This is a genomic window from Polaromonas sp. P1_H6 (genome assembly GCF_056405195.1).
In genome coordinates, this window is record NZ_JBFUCN010000025.1 from 15,916 (window position 1) to 33,948 (window position 18,033).

22 protein-coding genes are annotated in these 18,033 nt (G+C 64.3%); 7 read left to right on the forward strand and 15 right to left on the reverse strand.

All coding sequences use genetic code 11. The features are described 5' to 3' along the window. The first annotated feature begins 160 nt into the window (after positions 1 to 160). Genes AC1D1F_RS19650 through AC1D1F_RS19660 form a run of 3 tightly spaced genes read left to right on the forward strand, consistent with a single transcriptional unit; the run spans position 161 to position 1,999 of the window. Positions 161 to 1,483, forward strand: coding sequence for an NAD(P)/FAD-dependent oxidoreductase (locus AC1D1F_RS19650; RefSeq protein WP_477676042.1), 1,323 nt, complete (start codon positions 161 to 163; stop codon positions 1,481 to 1,483). Between the two features lie 39 nt (positions 1,484 to 1,522). Continuing rightward, positions 1,523 to 1,666, forward strand: coding sequence for a hypothetical protein (locus AC1D1F_RS19655; protein WP_164483755.1), 144 nt, complete (start codon positions 1,523 to 1,525; stop codon positions 1,664 to 1,666). A 6-nt stretch (positions 1,667 to 1,672) separates the two neighbouring features. Beyond that, positions 1,673 to 1,999 carry a VF530 family protein gene (locus AC1D1F_RS19660; RefSeq protein ID WP_477676058.1) on the forward strand — a complete coding sequence of 109 codons (327 nt, stop codon included), beginning with the start codon at positions 1,673 to 1,675 and terminating at the stop codon, positions 1,997 to 1,999. Positions 2,000 to 2,120: 121 nt separating this feature from the next. Here AC1D1F_RS19660 and atpE read toward each other — a convergent pair whose 3' ends face one another. Beyond that, positions 2,121 to 2,357 carry a F0F1 ATP synthase subunit C gene (gene atpE, locus AC1D1F_RS19665; RefSeq protein WP_436153757.1) on the reverse strand — a complete coding sequence of 79 codons (237 nt, stop codon included), beginning with the start codon at positions 2,355 to 2,357 and terminating at the stop codon, positions 2,121 to 2,123. Positions 2,358 to 2,398: 41 nt separating this feature from the next. Between atpE and AC1D1F_RS19670 the strand changes: the two genes are divergently transcribed. Further along, positions 2,399 to 3,097: a pseudouridine synthase gene (locus AC1D1F_RS19670; RefSeq protein WP_477697203.1), complete on the forward strand. Its 699-nt coding sequence runs from the start codon at positions 2,399 to 2,401 to the stop codon at positions 3,095 to 3,097. Positions 3,098 to 3,148: 51 nt separating this feature from the next. Next, entirely contained in the window at positions 3,149 to 3,910 is a 762-nt protein-coding gene (locus AC1D1F_RS19675) for an SDR family NAD(P)-dependent oxidoreductase (RefSeq protein ID WP_477679316.1), read from the forward strand. Here the strand turns inward: AC1D1F_RS19675 and ppk2 are convergent. The 10 genes from ppk2 to AC1D1F_RS19725 all read right to left on the reverse strand — a co-directional run bounded on the left by ppk2 (position 3,907) and on the right by AC1D1F_RS19725 (position 11,344). Continuing rightward, positions 3,907 to 4,809: a polyphosphate kinase 2 gene (gene ppk2, locus AC1D1F_RS19680; RefSeq protein ID WP_477655290.1), complete on the reverse strand. Its 903-nt coding sequence runs from the start codon at positions 4,807 to 4,809 to the stop codon at positions 3,907 to 3,909. The genes AC1D1F_RS19675 and ppk2 overlap by 4 nt on opposite strands. Before the next feature lie 110 nt (positions 4,810 to 4,919). Continuing rightward, entirely contained in the window at positions 4,920 to 5,159 is a 240-nt protein-coding gene (locus tag AC1D1F_RS19685; protein ID WP_477678905.1) for an HP1242/YdcH family protein, read from the reverse strand. A 58-nt stretch (positions 5,160 to 5,217) separates the two neighbouring features. Beyond that, positions 5,218 to 5,655: a universal stress protein gene (locus tag AC1D1F_RS19690; RefSeq protein ID WP_477678906.1), complete on the reverse strand. Its 438-nt coding sequence runs from the start codon at positions 5,653 to 5,655 to the stop codon at positions 5,218 to 5,220. A 171-nt stretch (positions 5,656 to 5,826) separates the two neighbouring features. Next, positions 5,827 to 6,801: a Bug family tripartite tricarboxylate transporter substrate binding protein gene (locus AC1D1F_RS19695; RefSeq protein WP_477678907.1), complete on the reverse strand. Its 975-nt coding sequence runs from the start codon at positions 6,799 to 6,801 to the stop codon at positions 5,827 to 5,829. Between the two features lie 45 nt (positions 6,802 to 6,846). Next, complete coding sequence (locus AC1D1F_RS19700) at positions 6,847 to 7,563, reverse strand: class II aldolase/adducin family protein (protein WP_477678908.1); 717 nt, start codon at positions 7,561 to 7,563, stop codon at positions 6,847 to 6,849. Between the two features lie 156 nt (positions 7,564 to 7,719). After that, a complete protein-coding gene (locus AC1D1F_RS19705; RefSeq protein WP_477655265.1) occupies positions 7,720 to 8,001 on the reverse strand; it encodes a DUF427 domain-containing protein in 282 nt (93 codons plus the stop codon). Between the two features lie 188 nt (positions 8,002 to 8,189). Further along, positions 8,190 to 8,615, reverse strand: a complete 426-nt coding sequence (locus AC1D1F_RS19710; protein WP_477679183.1) for a hypothetical protein — start codon at positions 8,613 to 8,615, stop codon at positions 8,190 to 8,192. Positions 8,616 to 8,834: 219 nt separating this feature from the next. After that, on the reverse strand, positions 8,835 to 9,491 hold the full coding sequence (locus tag AC1D1F_RS19715) for a glycine zipper 2TM domain-containing protein (protein WP_477679184.1): 657 nt from the start codon (positions 9,489 to 9,491) through the stop codon (positions 8,835 to 8,837). A 166-nt stretch (positions 9,492 to 9,657) separates the two neighbouring features. After that, positions 9,658 to 10,212, reverse strand: coding sequence for a cupin domain-containing protein (locus tag AC1D1F_RS19720; RefSeq protein ID WP_477697495.1), 555 nt, complete (start codon positions 10,210 to 10,212; stop codon positions 9,658 to 9,660). 28 nt (positions 10,213 to 10,240) lie between these two features. Further along, positions 10,241 to 11,344, reverse strand: a complete 1,104-nt coding sequence (locus tag AC1D1F_RS19725) for a DUF2855 family protein (RefSeq protein WP_477677265.1) — start codon at positions 11,342 to 11,344, stop codon at positions 10,241 to 10,243. A gap of 47 nt (positions 11,345 to 11,391) precedes the next feature. Between AC1D1F_RS19725 and AC1D1F_RS19730 the strand changes: the two genes are divergently transcribed. After that, on the forward strand, positions 11,392 to 12,039 hold the full coding sequence (locus tag AC1D1F_RS19730) for a TetR/AcrR family transcriptional regulator (protein ID WP_477677266.1): 648 nt from the start codon (positions 11,392 to 11,394) through the stop codon (positions 12,037 to 12,039). A gap of 3 nt (positions 12,040 to 12,042) precedes the next feature. On the opposite strand, the gene AC1D1F_RS19735 is transcribed toward AC1D1F_RS19730, so the two are convergent. After that, positions 12,043 to 13,086 carry a methionine synthase gene (locus tag AC1D1F_RS19735; RefSeq protein WP_477655259.1) on the reverse strand — a complete coding sequence of 348 codons (1,044 nt, stop codon included), beginning with the start codon at positions 13,084 to 13,086 and terminating at the stop codon, positions 12,043 to 12,045. A gap of 46 nt (positions 13,087 to 13,132) precedes the next feature. Then, positions 13,133 to 14,131, reverse strand: coding sequence for an LLM class flavin-dependent oxidoreductase (locus AC1D1F_RS19740; protein ID WP_477655289.1), 999 nt, complete (start codon positions 14,129 to 14,131; stop codon positions 13,133 to 13,135). Positions 14,132 to 14,259: 128 nt separating this feature from the next. Between AC1D1F_RS19740 and AC1D1F_RS19745 the strand changes: the two genes are divergently transcribed. Next, positions 14,260 to 14,817, forward strand: a complete 558-nt coding sequence (locus AC1D1F_RS19745) for a YaeQ family protein (RefSeq protein WP_477677267.1) — start codon at positions 14,260 to 14,262, stop codon at positions 14,815 to 14,817. A 5-nt stretch (positions 14,818 to 14,822) separates the two neighbouring features. On the opposite strand, the gene AC1D1F_RS19750 is transcribed toward AC1D1F_RS19745, so the two are convergent. After that, positions 14,823 to 15,749, reverse strand: a complete 927-nt coding sequence (locus AC1D1F_RS19750) for an ion transporter (RefSeq protein WP_477677268.1) — start codon at positions 15,747 to 15,749, stop codon at positions 14,823 to 14,825. Positions 15,750 to 15,815: 66 nt separating this feature from the next. Then, positions 15,816 to 17,570 carry a long-chain fatty acid--CoA ligase gene (locus AC1D1F_RS19755; RefSeq protein ID WP_477677269.1) on the reverse strand — a complete coding sequence of 585 codons (1,755 nt, stop codon included), beginning with the start codon at positions 17,568 to 17,570 and terminating at the stop codon, positions 15,816 to 15,818. Positions 17,571 to 18,033 lie beyond the last annotated feature (463 nt).

An 18,033-nucleotide genomic window follows, 5' to 3' on the forward strand; every position in this document is an offset into this window, starting at 1 on the left:
TGCCTTGACATCGGGCGCTTGCCGCCCCCCTGGACGGCCTTTTTCGTAAAGCTGCATTCCCAGCCGGGCAATCCGGTTCCGGGCTTCAAGCTCAATTCCACCTTCTGAAAACCCGGCAGTTAACATGGCGGCATAACTACAGCTAACCCCAGGAGGTTTTATGCACCGCATCGTCATCGTTGGAGGAGGCGCCGGAGGGCTGGCACTGGCTACGCAACTGGGCAAGCGCCTGGGGAAAAAAGGCCTGGCCGAAGTCACCCTGGTGGACGCCGCCCGCACCCATGTCTGGAAACCGCTGCTGCACCAACTGGCCGCCGGCAGCTATGACACGCATGCCGAAGAAATCGAATACCTGGCGCAGGCGCGCTGGAACCACTTCAAGTTCCGCCTGGGCAGCCTGACCGGCGTGGATCGCCAGAGCAAGACTGTGCAACTGGCCGCCAGCCACGACGAGGCGGGCCGCGAGATCACGCCGGCCCAGCAGCTGGGCTACGACACCCTGGTGATTGCCGTGGGCAGCCAGACCAACGATTTCGGCACGCCCGGCGCGGCCGAGCACACCATCAAGCTGGACAGCCCGCAGGCGGCCAAGCGCTTTAACGACAGGCTGATCAACGCCTGCATACGCGCGCAGACGGTGCCGCGCATGGCCGGCAGCGGGCGCCTGACGGTGGCCATCGTGGGCGGCGGCGCCACCGGCGTGGAACTGGCCGCGGAGCTGCACGCCGCGGCGCGCGTGCTGGCCAACTACGGCTTCGACCACATCCACCCCGAAAAAGACCTGCAGATCGTATTGGTGGAAGCCGCGCCACGCCTGCTGGCCCAGCTGCCCGAGCGCCTCAGCGAATCGGCCATGCGCGAGCTGCGCAAGCTGGCCATCGAGGTGCACACCAATGAAAAAGTGGTCGAAGTCACCGCCGACGGCCTGAAGATGGCCAGCGGCAAGGTGGTCTCCTCCAGCATCACGGTGTGGGCCGCCGGCGTGAAGGCGGCGGACTTCCTGCGCACCCTGGGCGGCTCGCCCGAAGGCGGCGAGGCGCTGGAGACCAGCAAGCTCAACCAATTGGTGGTCAACGGAAACCTGCAGACCACACGCGACGCGAGTATCTACGCCTTTGGCGACTGCGCCGCCTGCCAGCAGCCCGACGGCACCTGGGTGCCGCCGCGCGCGCAGGCCGCTTACCAGCAGGCCATGTACCTGGCGCGCTCGTTGTCCGACCTGATCGCCGGCAAGCCGGTCGCGCCTTTTGTGTTCAAGGACCAGGGCTCGCTGGTCTCGCTGTCCGAATATTCCTCGGTCGGCAGCCTGATGGGCAGCCTCACCAAGGGCAGCTTTTTCATCGAAGGCCAGCTGGCGAAAATGATGTACTGGGGCCTGCACAAGCAGCACCAGCTGGCGCTGGGCGGTTTCAAGAAGACCGCGCTGATCACGCTGTCCGAAATGCTGGACCGGACCTATCGCCCGCGCATCAAGTTGCACTGATAATCAGGCATCCCCTTTATCAATCCACCGGAGAAAGCCATGGCAAAAGGACAGCAGAACAACAACAAGATGGTCAAGAAACCCAAGAAGGACACCTCACCGCCCAAGACGGTGTCGCCCGATGCGGTGCGCCCGACCATCGTGACCCAGGTGCCGCTGCGCGGCAAGCTGAAGAACAAATAAGCCTTGATGGCCGGCACTGGCGACTCGCCTGCAAACCTGCCCGCGGACATCCCGGCCGCTGCTCCGGCACAGCCGGGCAATCCCTTGCACGGCGTCAAGCTGGAGGCGATCGTGACCGCGCTGTCAGACCACTACGGCTGGGAAGAGCTGGGACAGCGCATCAATATCCGCTGTTTCACCAGCGAACCCAGCGTGGCGTCCAGCCTGAAATTTTTACGCAAGACGCCCTGGGCGCGCGAGAAGGTCGAAAGCCTTTACCTCTTCATGCTGCGGGAGGTCAAACGCAGCAGTCCGCCGGTTCACAATTTTCCGCCGCCCAAGCCCAAGGCCTGACCCGGCTCTCAAGAGCTGCTCAGAAAACCCAGCGAAGCGGTCCTGGCTAGGCGCGTCGCCGCAGACAGCACACCAGTGCGGCAAGGCGGCGCAACAACGCCAGGAGGGTTTTATGAGCAGTTCAAAGCGGGTTGGCGAAGAGCAGCATCATGGCGATACCTACCCCGATCAGGAAGTTGGCGTCAATCAGCCCGGCCAGCAAGAACATCTTGACCTGCAGCGGCTCCATCAGTTCGGGCTGGCGCACGGCGCCCTCCAGAAAGCGCCCGCCCATCGCGCCTATGCCCAGGCAGGCGCCTATGGCGCCCAGGCCTATGATCAATCCACATGCAATGGCAATGGCACCTGCGTCAGTCATGATTTTTCTCCTTGGTTAAAAACTTTGTCGATGACTGAATCATGAAGGCCGGCCCGTTGCAGAACAATGACCTGGCAGGTAATGGCGCCGCGGCCACCGGTTTCGGGCTGAGGCATGCCGACGACAGCCTGCTGGTGCTGGACAAGCCCGCAGGCCTGCTCGCCGTGCCCGGGCGCGGCGAAGACAAGCAGGACTGCCTGAGCGCGCGCGTGCAGGCGATTTACCCCGACGCGCTGGTCGTGCACCGGCTGGACCAGGCCACCTCGGGCCTGATGCTGATGGCGCGCGGGGCGGCCATGCAGCGCGCGCTGAGCCTGGCTTTTGAAAGCCGCGAAGTCGGCAAGCGCTATGTGGCCGTGGTGGAGGGCCGCCTGCCCGCGCCAGCCGATCCGCTGGCCTGGAGCGTGATTGACTTGCCCATCATCGTGGACTGGCCGCGCCGCCCGCTGCGCATCATCGATGCCGAACGCGGCAAACCGAGCCAGACCCGCTGGCGCGTGCTGGCCTTCGACGCGGCGGCGAACACCACGCGCGTGGAGCTCGAACCGGTCACCGGCCGATCGCACCAGCTGCGTGTACACCTGCAGGCGCTGGGCCACCCCATCCTGGGCGACGCCCTGTATGCCCCCGCCGAGGTGCAGGCCAAGGCGCCGCGCCTTTTGCTGCACGCCGCGGCGCTGCAGTTCACGCATCCGGCCAGCAGCCTGGCCTTGTCGTTTGAAAGCAGTCCCGGCTTTTAGGGCCCGGCCGCTGCGCAAGCAGCCCGGGCGTCCCGGCGCTAACATCGAGCCATGAAACACCTCACCCTCCTCACAGGCGCCTCGCGCGGCATGGGCCTTTCCATGGCGCGCCAGTTGCTCAGCGCCGGCCACACGGTGCTTTGCATCTCCCGCACTTCGGTGCCCGATCTCGACGCGCATGCCAGGCATGTCGGCGCCACGGTGCTCCAGTGGGAGCATGACCTGGCCGACAGCGGCTCCCTCAACGGCAAGCTGGAAAGCTGGCTCAAGGATTCGCAGGCTAAAGGCCCCTGGGCCAGTGCCACCCTGATCAACAACGCGGGAGTGATCCCGCAGATCGCCCCCTTGAGTGATATCGACGCCGGCGACCTGGCCCGCGCGCTGCGCGTCGGGCTGGAGGCGCCCATGCAGGTCACCGCCGCCTTCCTGCGCGCCACCGGCGACTGGAAAGCGCCGCGCAAAGTCCTCAATATTTCATCAGGCCTGGGCCGCAAGGCCATGGCCTCGCAGACGGCCTACTGCGCGGCCAAGGCCGGTATGGACCATTTCACGCGCTGCCTGGCTCTGGAAGAAGCCCTGAAGCCCCAGGGCGCCAAGGTCTGCTCACTCGCGCCGGGCGTGATAGACACCGGCATGCAAGAACAGTTGCGCGCAGCGCCGGCCGAGGCCTTCCCCGACCGCGCTTCGTTTGTAGGCTTGAAGACCGGTGGTTCGCTGACCTCGCCCGACGATGCGGCGGCGCGCATCATTGCCTTCCTCGACCGCCCCGACTTCGGCACCAACCCGGTGGCCGACGTCAGGGACCCGGCTTAGTAAATTTCAGGAACGACGATGTCCTGGGGGACAGGGTTGCGCACATAGTCCTCGTGTCGCACGCGGTCCGGTAACACGATGGCCGGGTGTTCGGTTTCCTGGTAGGGCATCTGCTGCAGCAGGTGGTGTATGCAATTGAGGCGCGCCTTTTTCTTGTCGACGGCCTGCACCACCCACCAGGGGGCTTCGGGAATGTGGGTCCGCTCCAGCATGATTTCCTTGGCCTTGGTGTATTCCTCCCAGCGCCGGCGCGATTCGAGGTCCATGGGGCTGAGCTTCCACTGCTTGAGCGGGTCGTGGATGCGGCCCAGGAAACGCAGGTGCTGCTCTTCGTCGGAGATGGAGAACCAGTACTTGATCAGCTGTATGCCCGAGCGGCCCAGCATTTTTTCAAATTCGGGCACGGTACGGAAAAATTCCTCGTACTGCTCGTCGGTGCAAAAGCCCATGACGCGCTCCACGCCGGCGCGGTTGTACCAGCTGCGGTCGAACAGCACGATCTCGCCGGCCGCCGGCAGGTGCGACACGTAACGCTGGAAGTACCACTGCGTGCGTTCGCGGTCATTCGGGGCCGGCAGCGCCGCCACGCGGCAGACGCGCGGATTGAGCCGCTGGGTGATGCGTTTGATGACGCCGCCCTTGCCGGCTGCATCGCGGCCTTCAAACAGGATGACGACCTTGTGGCCGGTGGCGACCACCCAGTCCTGCAGCTTCACCAGCTCGGCCTGCAGCCGGAACAGCTCGCGGAAATACTGGCGGCGGTATTCCTTGTCCTTGGCCAGTTCCTGCGGGCTGCGGCTTTTGTCCTCGCCTATCAGTTCGGCCACCGTGCGGTCTTCGATTTCCATCTCCAGCTCTTCGTCGAAGCTGTCGATCAGGTCATTGCGGATACGCCGCATCAGGTCTTCGTCACTTGAATTCAAGGGTTTCTCCCAAAAACCGAAAGCCGGTCGCACCCCAGCGTACCGGACCTCCATGGCAGTTTGATGAAAAAGCCCGGCGGATCGGGTCAGGTTTTTTTGAGTATTTCGTAGATCTCGTCCTTGACCTTGAGCCGCCTTTTCTTGAGGTCTTCCAGCCCTTCATCGGTGATGGCGCCCACGCCCTGCTCGTAGCGCGTGATGGCGTGGTTGTCGGCGTCGTACTGGGTGAAGAGGCTGGCAAAGTGCGGGTCGGACACCTTGAGGCTACGCATTTTCTGCAGGTATTCCGGAAACTCGTGTGCCAGGTCGTGATTCAGCAAGTCCATTGGGAAGCTCCTTGTATGGCCGGTGATCGCCGCGGGAATCTCTCGGGGAAAAGACAGCTTAGTCCCTGACCACCAGCACCGGCAAGTGGGCATGCGAGAGCACCTGGGCCGTGACGCTGCCCAGCACCAGCTTTTCAAGCCCGCGCCGGCCGTGCGAGCCCATCACGATGAGGTCGGCGCCGACCGATTCGGCGGTGTCCAGGATGCCGCGGTAAACCGCATGGCCTTCGACAACGGAGCCGGTCGCGGCGATGCCCACGCCGTCGAAAGCCTGCTTGGCGGCCTTGATGGCCTCGTTGGCCTCGGCGGTGGCCGCGCTCAGGTACTCGGCCTGGCCGTAAGCGAAGTCGGTGCCGACTCCGGTGAAGGCATAGGGGTCTATGACGTAGATGACCGTCACCTCGGTCTTGAACGCCTGCGCGACGGCCAGCGCGTTGCTTATGGCCTTTTGCGAGGTTGCCGAGCCATCCACGGGGACGAGAATGTGCTTGTACATGATGCGCTCCTTGAAACCCTGGATAGATTCTCAGACACCAGCCCCTCCCGGGTCAATGCCGGCCTCGGCCGGCCCGGAAGGAACGGCCTTGCATCATTTATAGATCAGGGCGCCCCGGGGGCGCCGTCAGACAAGACGCCGAAAACGGCAGCCTTGTCTATTCGGCTTTTCTTACTCGGCCTTGATATTGGCCGATTTCGCCAGCTGCGCGTAGCGCGCGAGGTCGACCTTGATCAGCTTGGACAGCGCGGCGCCATTGCCGGACAGCGGCTCGACACCGGCGCCCGAAAGGTTTTCTTTCACGGCGGGTTCGGCCAGCACTTTTTGCACGTCGGCATAGATCTTGGCCACCACTTCAGGCTTCATCTTGGCCGGCCCCATAAGCGCGTACCAGATGGAGAAATCCAGCGGCTTGAGGCCCTGCTCCTCAAACGTCGGCACCTCCGGCATCAGCTGGTAGCGCGCGGCCGTCGACACGCCGATGGCGTTGAGCTTGCCGGTCTTGAGATGCGGCGCGGCGAGGTTGGCGCTCAGGATGGCCAGTTGCACCTGGCCGCCCACCACATCGGTCAGGGCCGGGGCGCAGCCCTTGTAGCCCACGTTGGTGGCGGCGACGCCGGACTTCTGCTTGACCAGCTCCATCACGAAATGCTGGGGCGTGCCGACACCGCAGGAGCCGTAGTTCAGCGCCGTCGGGTTGGCCTTGGAATAGGCGACCAGTTCCTTGAGATTCTTGATGTTGGTGCTCTGGTGCGACACCAGCGCGATCGGCGTGAGGCCCAGCAGCATGATGGGCGTCAGGTCTTTTTCCGGGTCGTAGTTGAGCTTGCCGTTGACGGCCGGATTGACCACCATGGTGCTGTTCTGCAGCAGCAGCGTGTAGCCGTCCGGCGGCGCATGCACCACGGCTTCGGTGCCGATGTTGCCCGAGGCGCCCGCGCGGTTGTCCACCGCGACGCCTTGGCCCCAGATGGCCTGCAGGCGCGCGCCTATCTGGCGCGCCAGGATGTCGGAGCCGCCGCCCGTGCCATAAGGCACGATGACGCGCACCGGGCGCGAGGGGTAATCCTGCGCCAGCGCCTGGGTCGCGCCCAGGCAGCTCAGGGACATCACGGCGGCCAGCGCCAGCAGTCTGGGGAATTTCATGGTTTGCCTTTTCGCTTTCGTGTGGTGTTGCGAGTGGTGAAGAAATTACTCAACGGCCCCGATCGCCCTGCTCCACAGCTCCCAGGGCCGCATGACCTGGCCTTCGTTGGTGTTCATGGCTTTGTCGGCTTCTTCGGGCGTCAGGAATTCGATGGGGCCCAGCGCGCTGGCGGTGAGCTGCAGTTTGGCGTTTTCCTCGGCGTACACGGCGCGGTAGACCACGCGCTCCAGCGAGGGCGCCACCACGGTGGAGCCGTGGCCGCGCATCAGCACGCAAGTGTGCTGGCCCAGGGCCTTGGCCAGGTCCTTGCCCAGGCCCATGTCGCGGATCAGCAGGTCGGTGTTGCCGTTGGATTCGCGGATTTCATACAGCGACGAGCCGCTGCCCAGGAAACCGCTCATGTGGAAGATGGGGCGCAGGCGCTGGCCGGTGACGCCGAAGGGAATCACGCTGGGCGAATGACTGTGCACCACGGCCATGACGTCGGGCCGCGCGCGGTAGATCTCGCCGTGGATGAAACGCTCGAGGTAGGAGCGCAGCGTCGACTCGACCACCAGGTCGCCATTCAGGTCGTAGGTCAGGATGTCGGCTTTTTTAACCAGGCCGGGCGCCCGGTTGCAGGACAGCAGGAAATGGCCGGGCGACTTGTCATGGCGCACGCTCACATGGCCGAAGCCGTCCACCACACCCTGGGCATAGAGGATGCGGTTGGCCATCACGAGTTTTTCGACGAGTGCGGGATCGGGTGCGGGAAGCGTCATGGAGTCTCCTTATTAGCAACGACCGGGAGGGCGTTTTTAATAAGTATACATATTACATTCGGAGTTTTCCAGGCAAACGACGGAAGACAAAGGGTAAACCCACCCTCTTCAATGAATCACCGGCCCTCGAGTTATGGCCGCGCCGGCGCTCCCGCCTCAAGGCTCGATCTTGACGCCCTTCCAGAAGGCGATGTGGCCCTTGATGTTGTCGGCCTCGGGCTTGGGGTCGGGGTAGTACCAGGCGGCGTCGGTGTTCATTTCGCCGTTGACCAGCAGCGAGTAATAGCTGGCCTGCCCTTTCCAGGAGCACATGGTGTGGTGGTTGCTGAAGGTGACGTAGTCGCGGTTGAGCGAACTCTCGGGGAAGTAGTGGTTGCCTTCCACCACCACGGTCTCGTCGCTTTGCGCAATCACTGCGCCGTTCCAGATGGCTTTCATGGGGATTTCTTTCTGCGGATGCGGATAGCGGTGAACAGGGGCCCAATGCTACGCCCCCGGCAGGAGGCCCTGCGGACCCGGGGTTTATTCTCGCCGCCCGCGCGCAATCCGGCTGGAAGGCGGCCAAAAAAATGCCGGTGACGGGCACCGGCATTTACGTGGGGGAGCAGGCGTGGAGGGCCCGGCCGTCAGTCGTGGCCCTTGCCGTGCTTCTCGCCACGGCCGTGGTCATCGCCGTGCCCCTTGTGCTTGTTCTTCTTGTGCTTGCCGCGCTCGTAGTCCTCATCGCCCTGGACTTTCACGAAGTACACCGGCTGGCCGCAGGCGTTGTACTTTGCGCAATGCTTGGACCATTTTTTGGCATGGCCGGGAGGCACGTGCAGGTACATCGGCGGCTGCTGCACCACCACCGCCGGGCGCTGGATGATGACAGGCTGCGCATAGACCAGCGGCGGGGGCGGCGCGTTGCCGATTTCAATGCGGCCGTAAACACCGGGCGACAGCGCACCTTCGACGGTGGCGGTGGCATAAGGGCCAGCGGCCATGGCCGCGCCACCCGACAGGGTCAGGGCCGCGACAAAACCGGCCAGCAGGAATGGTTTGGGTGCTTTCATGGGGTGTCTTCTTTCTTTTCTAGGAGCAGTTCGTGCGCGACGATGCTCTTTCATCAAGCAGGGGCCGCGGAACCGGCTTGCCGGGCCACAGGCGCAGCGCTCCGAGGGAACCCCCTCTTCACCAGCAGGGGCCGCGGGACTGGCTTTGCCAGACCGCAGGCGCAGCGCCCCCCCGGGGTGCAGAGAGCTACACGAAGTGAGCGAACGTGGGGGCTCTATTTAGGCCAGACGGAGATTCTTGCCCTCAACAATCACCTTGGCGCCCACGGCCACGGCGCTGGACAGCTCCATGTTGCGGACCGTGCCGTCGTCCATGCGCACGCGCACTTCGTAGACGGTGACCTTTTTCATGTTCTTTTCGATCTGGTTGCCGGCAAAGGCGCCGCCGGCGACACCCAGGACGGTCATGGCGGTCTTGCCGTTGCCGCCGCCCACCTGGTTGCCCAGCAGGCCGCCGACCACGCCGCCGGCGACGGTGCCCAGGCCGATGGTGGTGTTGCCGACATCCACGCCGTTGACCTTGCCCTGGCGTTGCACCGGCGTCACGGCTTCCACCGTTCCGCAGGCCGCGCAGACATTGGCGCGTGGCGAGGCTTGCGCGACGACGGTCGGGGTGGTGTGCGGCTTGGCGGCTTGCGGTTTGGGCGAATCTGCCAGTTTGGCAACCTTGGCGGGCTCATTGGCGGGGGCGTAATCCGATACACCCGGCTGCGCGTCGGAGCGGTTGACGACCAGCGCTGCGGCCAGCGCCATGACGGTCACGCCGAGCACGGCGATGATGGCGACAAGGGCCTTGCTGTGTTGCAGGCGCTGGGCAAGACCCGGGTGGCCCGGTTGGGAAGCGGGGGCATTAACGACTTGGTTGTTGGTATCCATGATGGACTCCTTCTGTGTGAGCCCCAGTTGTAACCAAGCCGTTTGATACATCCTGTAGGACGAGGTGACATTCGTAAGGAAAGCTTTCCGCGTCTTGCAAAAACCGTGCAGTTTTCCGCACATCAACGCGGCTTTATGACCGCCTCACCAGGGCTTGACCGGCGCTTTACACGCCGCCATGGGGGTGTGTCGGGTCCACCCAGAGCACGGTATCGGGTTTTTCGACCGGTTCGATGTCGAGGTTGACGGCCACCGCTTCGCCGTCGCTGCGGCACAGCACGCACTCCAGCACCTCGGTCGGGCTGGCGTTGATTTCCTGGTGCGGCACATAGGGCGGCACATAAATGAAGTCACCCGGCCCAGCCTCGGCGGTGAACTCCAGGCGCTCGCCCCAGCGCATGCGGGCTTTTCCGCGAATCACATAGATCACGCTTTCCAGGTGGCCGTGGTGGTGGGCGCCGGTCTTGGCATCGGCATGGATGGTGACGGTGCCGGCCCACAGTTTTTGCGCGCCTACCCGGGCGAAGTTGATCGCGGCACGCCTGTCCATGCCCGGCGTCTGCGCGGTGTTGCTGTCAAGCTGGTTGCCCGCGATCACGCGCACGCCGTCATGTTTCCACGGCGGGTCGACCTGGCCTTCGGCATGGGGATGCGTGTGCCCGGGGCCATGGGAATGGTCGTGGTCGTGCGGGTGGTGCGGAAGCGTGGGATCGTTGCTCATGCCGCCAGCGTACACCAGCCGCGCGCATTCAGTCCAGGACCACCACATGCCCTTGCTGCGGGTCCATGCGCCCGCCGTGCATGTCGTCAATCAAGGCCTGCGCCGCCTCGAAACCATGGTGCTCGCGCAGTTGCATCCAGGGCCGGTCCGTATCGCTGACGCGGCGGATAAACGCCAGCTGCGCTTCGTTAAAACGCTGGTTGACGACGGCATGGCCCCAGTCTGCGTTGCGCTTGCGGATCTGCACCGGCGCGAAGTAAAACCTCGGCTCGGGGCCCGGCATGTCCAGCGGCCGCAGGAACTGCGTGTTCTGCGCCGAACCCGCATAGCAGTCATAGACCAGCGATTCGCCGAAATGCGTGTGCACGGCAATGCGCAGGCTCTCGTCGCCCGAAAAATCCACATACAGCGTGGGCGTGCCGCGGTCCAGCTTCGGCAACTCTTCATAACTCGCCACTTCGCCGTAACAGCCCAAGGCTTCGACAAAGCCCTTGTTGCGCGCCGAGGTCAGCGCGATCCGCTTGATCTGCGGAAAGGCCCTCAGGCAAAAAGCCGTGCCATAGCCGGTCTTGCTCGAAGCGCTGGAGAACACGAGCTGTTCCGCGCCAAAAAATGCGTTGTCCTGCAGGAAATCCGCCAGCATGAACGACGTGATGAACAGCGGGCGCACCAGCATCTGGTAGTTTTCATCTTCCGGACGGTAAGCCGCGTCGGCGCTGCAGCGCATGTACTGGTTGTAGGCCGAAGTCAGGGTTTTGCGGTGCGCGGCGCCATCGTAAAAGCCGCGCTCGGTCACACGCTCGGGTCGCACACGCAAGTGGCTGGCGATGGGGAAGTAGCCGTAAAAGCGCTCACCCACCTCTACACCCGGCACGCTGGAGCTTTCCACGTTGGCAAATCCCCACACCGGCATATGGCCCCAGTCCGCCTCGCCGGTCGGGAAAAAATCCCAGTACTGCATGGCATCGCCAAAGGCCGCATAAGTGATGTTGTTGGTGGTGACGGCCACGCGCCGGATTTTCAGGACGGCCTCGCCCGCGGTGTCGCCTGGGCGCTGTTGCTGGTCCACCCGGGTGTGATTCAATGCATTTTTGCGCGTGAGCAGCCGCGTCAGCAGGGCCGGATTGTTCATGGCGTCTTCTTTCCTTCTTTGGAAAATTGATCGGTGAGTGATGACCAATGTATAGCCGCCGCCCTCCTGCCGGGTTCGGAAAACCACCGGCCGCCAAGCCCCTCAAACGCCCCACGCAGGCCAGGGCGGTGTTCACCGTGCAGGCGATTTACGACGCCTTTGTTCGGATTTGGCGGCGGGACGGCTGGGACGGCGTGAGCACACGGGCGGTCGCACTGGAAACCGGCGTGGCTATCGGCACGCTGTACGACTATTTCCCCAACAAGGCCGCTCTGCTGTCGGGTTATGTACGGCACTGCATGGAGCAGCTGCTGCAGGCGATTGAACAGCAGGCGGTCACCCCGCCCAGGCTCAGCGCGGAGCAGCGGCTGCGCGCGCTGGTGCGTCTGGCCTGTGGCGCCGACACGCCCGAGCTGCCCTGGTTTGACGCCGGCATGCTGGCACTCGAAACCGGCATTGCCGAGGGCAAGCACCACCGGCGCGTGCACGAGGAATTGCTGGCCGCGTGGACGCGGGTCTTTGACGCTTGCACCGACCTGCCGAAGCGGCCTTCCGCCGACGCAATCCAGGCCATGCACCTGGCGGTCTGGGGCGGACGCCGCTACGGCTTGCTGATAGGTCTCAGCGAGGCAGAAAGCCTTGAATGGGCGCGCCAGATGGAACGGCTGTGCCTGGCCTTGCTCGATGCCGAATAAGGCTTACTTGTAGCGCTCGCGTGCCAGCGCAGCGCCCTGCGCCAAAGCCTGCAGTTTCTTGAGCGCCACTTCCCGGTCCATGGGCGCCAGGCCGCAGTTGGTGCAGGGCAGCAAACGGTTCTTGGGCACGTACTGCAGCGCCTTACCGATGGTGTCGGCCACCTGCTCGGGCGTTTCAATCTCGTCGCTGGCCACGTCGATGACGCCGACCATCACGTCCTTGCCGTCAAGCAGCGCCATCAGGTGCGGCGGCACGTGCGAGTGGTAGCACTCCAGGCTGACCTGGCGGATGGTGCTTTTGGCCAGCGCTGGGAACACGGTTTCATACTGCCGCCACTCCTCGCCCAGCGAGGCCTTCCAGTCGGTGTTGGCCTTGATGCCGTAGCCGTAGCAAATGTGCACGGCCGTCGTGCAGGTGAGGTCCTGCGCAGCGCGCTCCAGCGCCTTCACGCCCCAATCGGCGGCTTCCTTCATATAGACGTTGAAGGCCGGCTCGTCGAACTGGATGATGTCCACGCCGTCGGCCTGCAAGGCCAGCGCTTCCTGGTTCAGCAGCTCGGCAAAGGCCATGGCCATCTTGACCTTGTCGCCGTAGAACTGGTCGGCCACGGTGTCGACGATGGTCATGGGGCCCGGCAGGGTGAACTTGATTTTTTTATCGGTGTGCGCGCGCAGCAGGCGCGCTTCGGCGGCATGCACGCGCCCCTTGAGCTTGAGCGCGGCCACTACCTGCGGCACCATGGCGTCGTAGCGGTTGTTGCGTATGCCCATCTTGACCTTGTGCTCGAAGTCGATGCCTTCGATCTGCTCGAGAAAGCCGTGCACAAAATGCTGGCGCGACTGCTCGCCGTCGCCGATCACGTCCAGGCCCGCGTCTTCTTGCGCCTTGATCCACAACAAGGTGGCGTCGGCCTTGGCCTGCTTGAGTTCATCGCCTTCGGCCTTCCATTGCGGCCAGAGCTTGTTGGTTTCGGAGAGCCAGGCGGGTTTGGGCAGGCTGCCGGCGATGGTGGCGCTGAAAAGCGGCCGTGCGGAAGGCGTTGTCATGGGATTCTTTCCTTGTCTCAATCATTGTGGGTCGCCGCCCGGGGTCTCAGAAAAACTCGCGGGCCAGCAGTTCGTAAGAGCGGCGGCGGGCGGCGGGGTCGTGCGCCCAGGTGATCACCACCAGCTCTTCAACCTCCAGTGTATTAGCCAAGGCCCGCAATTTGGCGGCGACCTGCGGGCCGCTGCCGACCAGCGCATTCGCCCTGAGTCTGTCGACCTCTGGCTGCTCGGCCGGTGTGTAGGGCCGCAACGCCACCTCTTCGGGCGAAGGCAGGGCCGCCAGCGCGCCGCGGTTGCGGTCTATCTTCCAGCGCTCGCGGCCCGAAAAATGGTGCCAGGCCTCCGCCTCGGTGTCGGCCGCCAGCGCCCAGACGCAGAGCACGGCTTGCTGCGTGGGGTGGCGCGGGCTGGGGCGGTAATTGGCGCGGTAGAGCTCCAGCGCCTGTTCGGCACCCTGCCCGTCGGTGATGAAGTAAGCGAACGCATAAGGCAGGCCGTAGTGGGCGGCCAGCTGTGCGCCGTAATCGGAGCTGCCGAGCATCCACATCTCGGGTGTGCTCGGCCCCATGGGGTTGGCCGTCACGCCGCGGCCCGGGTGGCCTTCAGGCAAATCAATACCAGCCAGCCAGGCCTGCAGCTCGCGCACCTGGATGGGAAAGTTCTCGGCCGACTGGCGCGGGTCGCTGCTGAGCAGCCGCGCCGTGCGCATGTCCGATCCCGGCGCGCGGCCCACGCCCAGGTCGATGCGGCCCGGCGCAATCGCTTCCAGCACGCGGAACTGCTCCGCCACCTTGAGCGCCGCATAGTGCGGCAGCATCACGCCGGCGCTGCCCACACGGATGCGGCTGGTGGTGGCAGCAATCGCGGCCATCAGTACCTCGGGCGCCGAGCCCACGATGCTGGGATGGCTGTGGTGCTCGCTGACCCAGAAGCGGCGGTAGCCCAGCGCTTCGCAGTGGCGGGCCAGTTGCAGGGTTTCACGAATGGAGGCGTCTTCCGTGCGGCCGGTGACGGCGACGGACTGGTCGAGGACGGAGAGGGAGATCATGGTCGGGTGACTATAGCCAGCGCCGATAAACCGCGCTTGACGGGGGTTTCGCCGGCGGCACTGCGGGCTCTGTTCCAATAGAGGGTTAGTTCCCGTCCAGACCCGAGATAAAGAAGTACATCCCTATGGCACTCAAAGCCACTATCTACAAAGCCCAGCTTGCGTTATCCGACATGGACCGCAATATCTACGCCGACCACAGCGTCACGATTGCGCGCCACCCCTCGGAGGCCGATGAGCGCATGATGATCCGCCTGCTGGCCTTCGCGCTCAATGTGCCGGCCGACGACAAGAAAGGCAACCTCGAATTCGCCAAGGATTTATGGGACGTGGACGAGGCCGCGCTCTGGCACAAGGACTACACCGAGCAGATCCTGCACTGGATCGACGTCGGCCAGCCCGACGACAAGCGCCTGATGAAAGCCGCGGGCCGGGCCGAGCGCGTCAGCGTCTACAGCTTCGCGAGCAGCACGCCGGTCTGGTGGAAAAACATCGAGACCAAACTCACCCGCGCCGCCAACCTCGTGGTCTGGCAGATAGACGCGGCCGAAAGCCAGGCGCTGGCCAAGCTCGCCGAACGCAGCATGCAGTTGCAGGTGACGGTGCAGGACGGCACGGTTTGGATGAGCACTGGGCTCGGATCGGTAGAGATCACGCCGCGGCGGCTGACGGCAGGCGAATAGGAAAACTAAGGCGCCCGGGAAGGCTCGGCCCTGGCATCCTGGTGCTGGCCTTGATGCTGGTACACCGGCAGCTTCGCACCGCAATGAAAGCAGAAGTCCGCCTCGGGCAGGTGGCCTTCGGTCAGGCATTCATGGCAGGTGCGCGTGGTGGGCAGGGCGAGGTGCTGCAGGCGCCGCTCGGCCGCCATCTCGGCCGTCACGATGCCGGTCGGCACGGCCAGGATGCCCCAACCCAGCAGCATCATGAAAGACGAAATCAGCCGGCCCAGGTCGGTCTTGGGCGTGATGTCGCCAAAGCCCACGGTGGTGACGGTGCTGATGGCCCAGTAGACCGAGGTCGGGATGCTGGTGAAGCCGTTGGACGGCCCTTCGACCACGTACATCACGGTGCCCATGACCAGCACCATCATCACCACGGCCGACAGGAAGACCAGTATCTTGCGGCCGCTGGCGGCGAGGGCCCGGCCCAGGGACTGGTACTCGGCCACATAGGCCGCGAGCTTGAAGATCCGGAACACGCGCAGCAGCCGCAGCACGCGCACGTCGATGAGGGCATGCAGCTCCGGAAAGAACAGAGCCAGGTAGGTCGGCAGCACGGCGACCAGGTCGATGATGCCGAAAAAGCTGGTGGCGTACTGCAGCGGCTTGCGCACGCAGGCCAGCCGCGCGATGTACTCGGCGGTGAACAGCAGCGTGAAGACCCATTCGACCACCGCGAAAGCGCGTCCGTGCGAGGCATGGATGGCCTGCACGCTGTCGGCCATGACCACGGCGATGCTGACCAGGATCAGGGCGATCAGCGCCTTGTCGAACCAGCGCCCCGCGCGGGTGTCGGCCTCGAAGATGATGGTGTAAAGGCGCAGGCGCCAGCCGAACAGCGGCTTGTCTTCCGGGTCTTGCGCGGGGGACGGAGCGGGTGGGGTTTTGGCCATGGTGCTACGCGCCAATCGTGATTTTCAAACGGACTCTCCGGAAACAAGGCGCGGCGGCCGGGAGGTTCAGGGCTTCTCGGCTTCCTGCAGCGCGCGCCACATGACCTTGCCCGAGCCGCTTTTGGGCAGCGCATCGACAAACTGCACCACGCGCGGGTATTTGTATGCCGCCATGTTATCCCGGCACCAGCTGATGATGTCTTCCTCGCTGGTATTTCCCCTGGCGGCGGGGCGCAGCACCACCACGGCCTTGACGGTTTCGCCGCGGTAGGCGTCGCGGGTCGAGATCACGCAGGCTTCCTGGATGGCCGGGTGCTTGAACATCAGCGCCTCGACCTCGGCCGGCCAGACCTTGAAGCCCGAGGCGTTGATCATGCGCTTGAGCCGGTCAGTGATGAAGAAGTAGCCCTGCTCGTCCACGCGGCCCAGGTCGCCGGAGCGGAAGAAGCGCTTGCCGTCGAGTTCGATAAAAGCCTGCTCCGTCGCGTCGGGGCGCTTCCAGTAGCCCTGGAACACCTGCGGCCCGCTCATGACGATTTCACCCTGCTCGCCCCGCGGCACTTCCTTGAGCGTGAGCGGATCGATCACGCGCGCGTCGCAGCTCACGAAGGGCACGCCCAGGCATTGCTGCTTGGTGGCGTCATAGGGGTTGCTGTGCGAGGGCGCGGCGGTTTCCGTAAGGCCGTAGCCTTCGGCAAAACGCAGGCCGTATTGCTCCCAGAGGCGCTGGGCCACGGCCTGCGGCATGGCCGCGCCGCCACCGCCTATATAGACCAGGCTGCTCAGATCGAATTCGGCAAAGTTCGGGCTGGCCAGCAGGTCTATCACCATGGTCGGGATGTTGGTCCAGTGCGTCACCCGCCAGCGCGAGATCAGCCGCCCAGCCAGTTCACGGTCCCAGCGCGGCATGATGACCAGCGTCGCGCTGCCGTAGATGGACGCATGCATCACCGACACCATGCCGGTGATATGGAACATGGGCACCACGGACAGCGTCACGTTCTCGAAGGTGCTGCCGCCCCACAGGCAGCTGGCCACCGCGTTGTGCATGATGCTGGCATGGGTGTGCATGCAGCCCTTGGGCAGGCCGGTGGTGCCGCTGGTGTAGGGCAGCACGGCCAGGTCTTGCGGCGTGGCGGTGTGCGGGGGTAGCTCTCCTGCCTCTTGCGCGGTACCCGCCGTCGCATCGGCCCAGTCCATCACGCCGACGCCTGCTAGCACCGGCGGCGCATGGCGCGTGCCCAGCCAGTCGCGCCAGGCCGGCGGCATGGCCGCGTCGCCCTCGCCTTCCGCGGCGATGTCAAAGGCGTCGCTGTAGTGCGTGACCACCATGTGCGCCAGCCGCTCGCCGGGTTCCAGCTGCGCGTTGGCTTTGGCCAATTCGCCGGCCAGGTCGGCCGCGATGATGGCGACTTTCGCATCGGGGTCGGTGATGTAGTGCTTGAGCTCCTCGGCCCGGTTCATCGGGTTGACCGGCACCACCACGGCGTTGGCGCGCAGGATCGCAAAGTGCGCGATCACCCACTGCGGGCAGTTCTGCATGTTGAGCACCACGCGATCGCCGCTGCGCACGCCCAGGCTGTGCAGTGTGGCGGCCAGGCGTTCGGCTTGCCGCATCACTTCGGCATAGCTGAGTACGCGGTTGAAGAAGACCAGCGCCGGCTTGTCGGGGAAACGCAGCGCGCTGACCGCGAGGTTGTGCCACAGCGAGGTGGCCGGCGGCGTGATGCTGTGCGGCAGGCGTTTGGGCCAGACCTGGTGGTGCAGCGTGTGCGGGTTCGCGGCGGGAACGGCCTGGCCGGTATCGGAATCAGGAATCAAGAAGGGCTCCAGGCAAGTGCTGACTTGGGGCCCCAGCCTACCCCGAGTCCGGGCCGGCCACATCCGGGAAGCTCCGTATAAATCACTGTCGCGTGAGCGACCCGTGTCAGCAATCTGTCCCAACAATGTGAGTGTCCGGTTTTCAAGCCGCATCATCATCTAAGGAAGAATTTATATCCGCAGATTACGCAGATTTACACAGATAAGACAATCTTGATGAAAAGTCATGCAGCCGGCGTAGGGTGTGAGGATGAAGTCTTGAGTACAAACGCCGTCTCTTCAATCTGTGTAAATCTGCGTAATCTGCGGATAAATGCAGATGACAAATGACGCAGCCACCCGGCCCCATATTCCCCTTTGTGGTGCACCCGGCCACCACAAAGCCACAAGGCGGTGCGCCGGCACGCCAGTCAGGTGCGCAAAACTTGTATACCAGTTGGCTGAACCAGACAAAGGGGTTGGC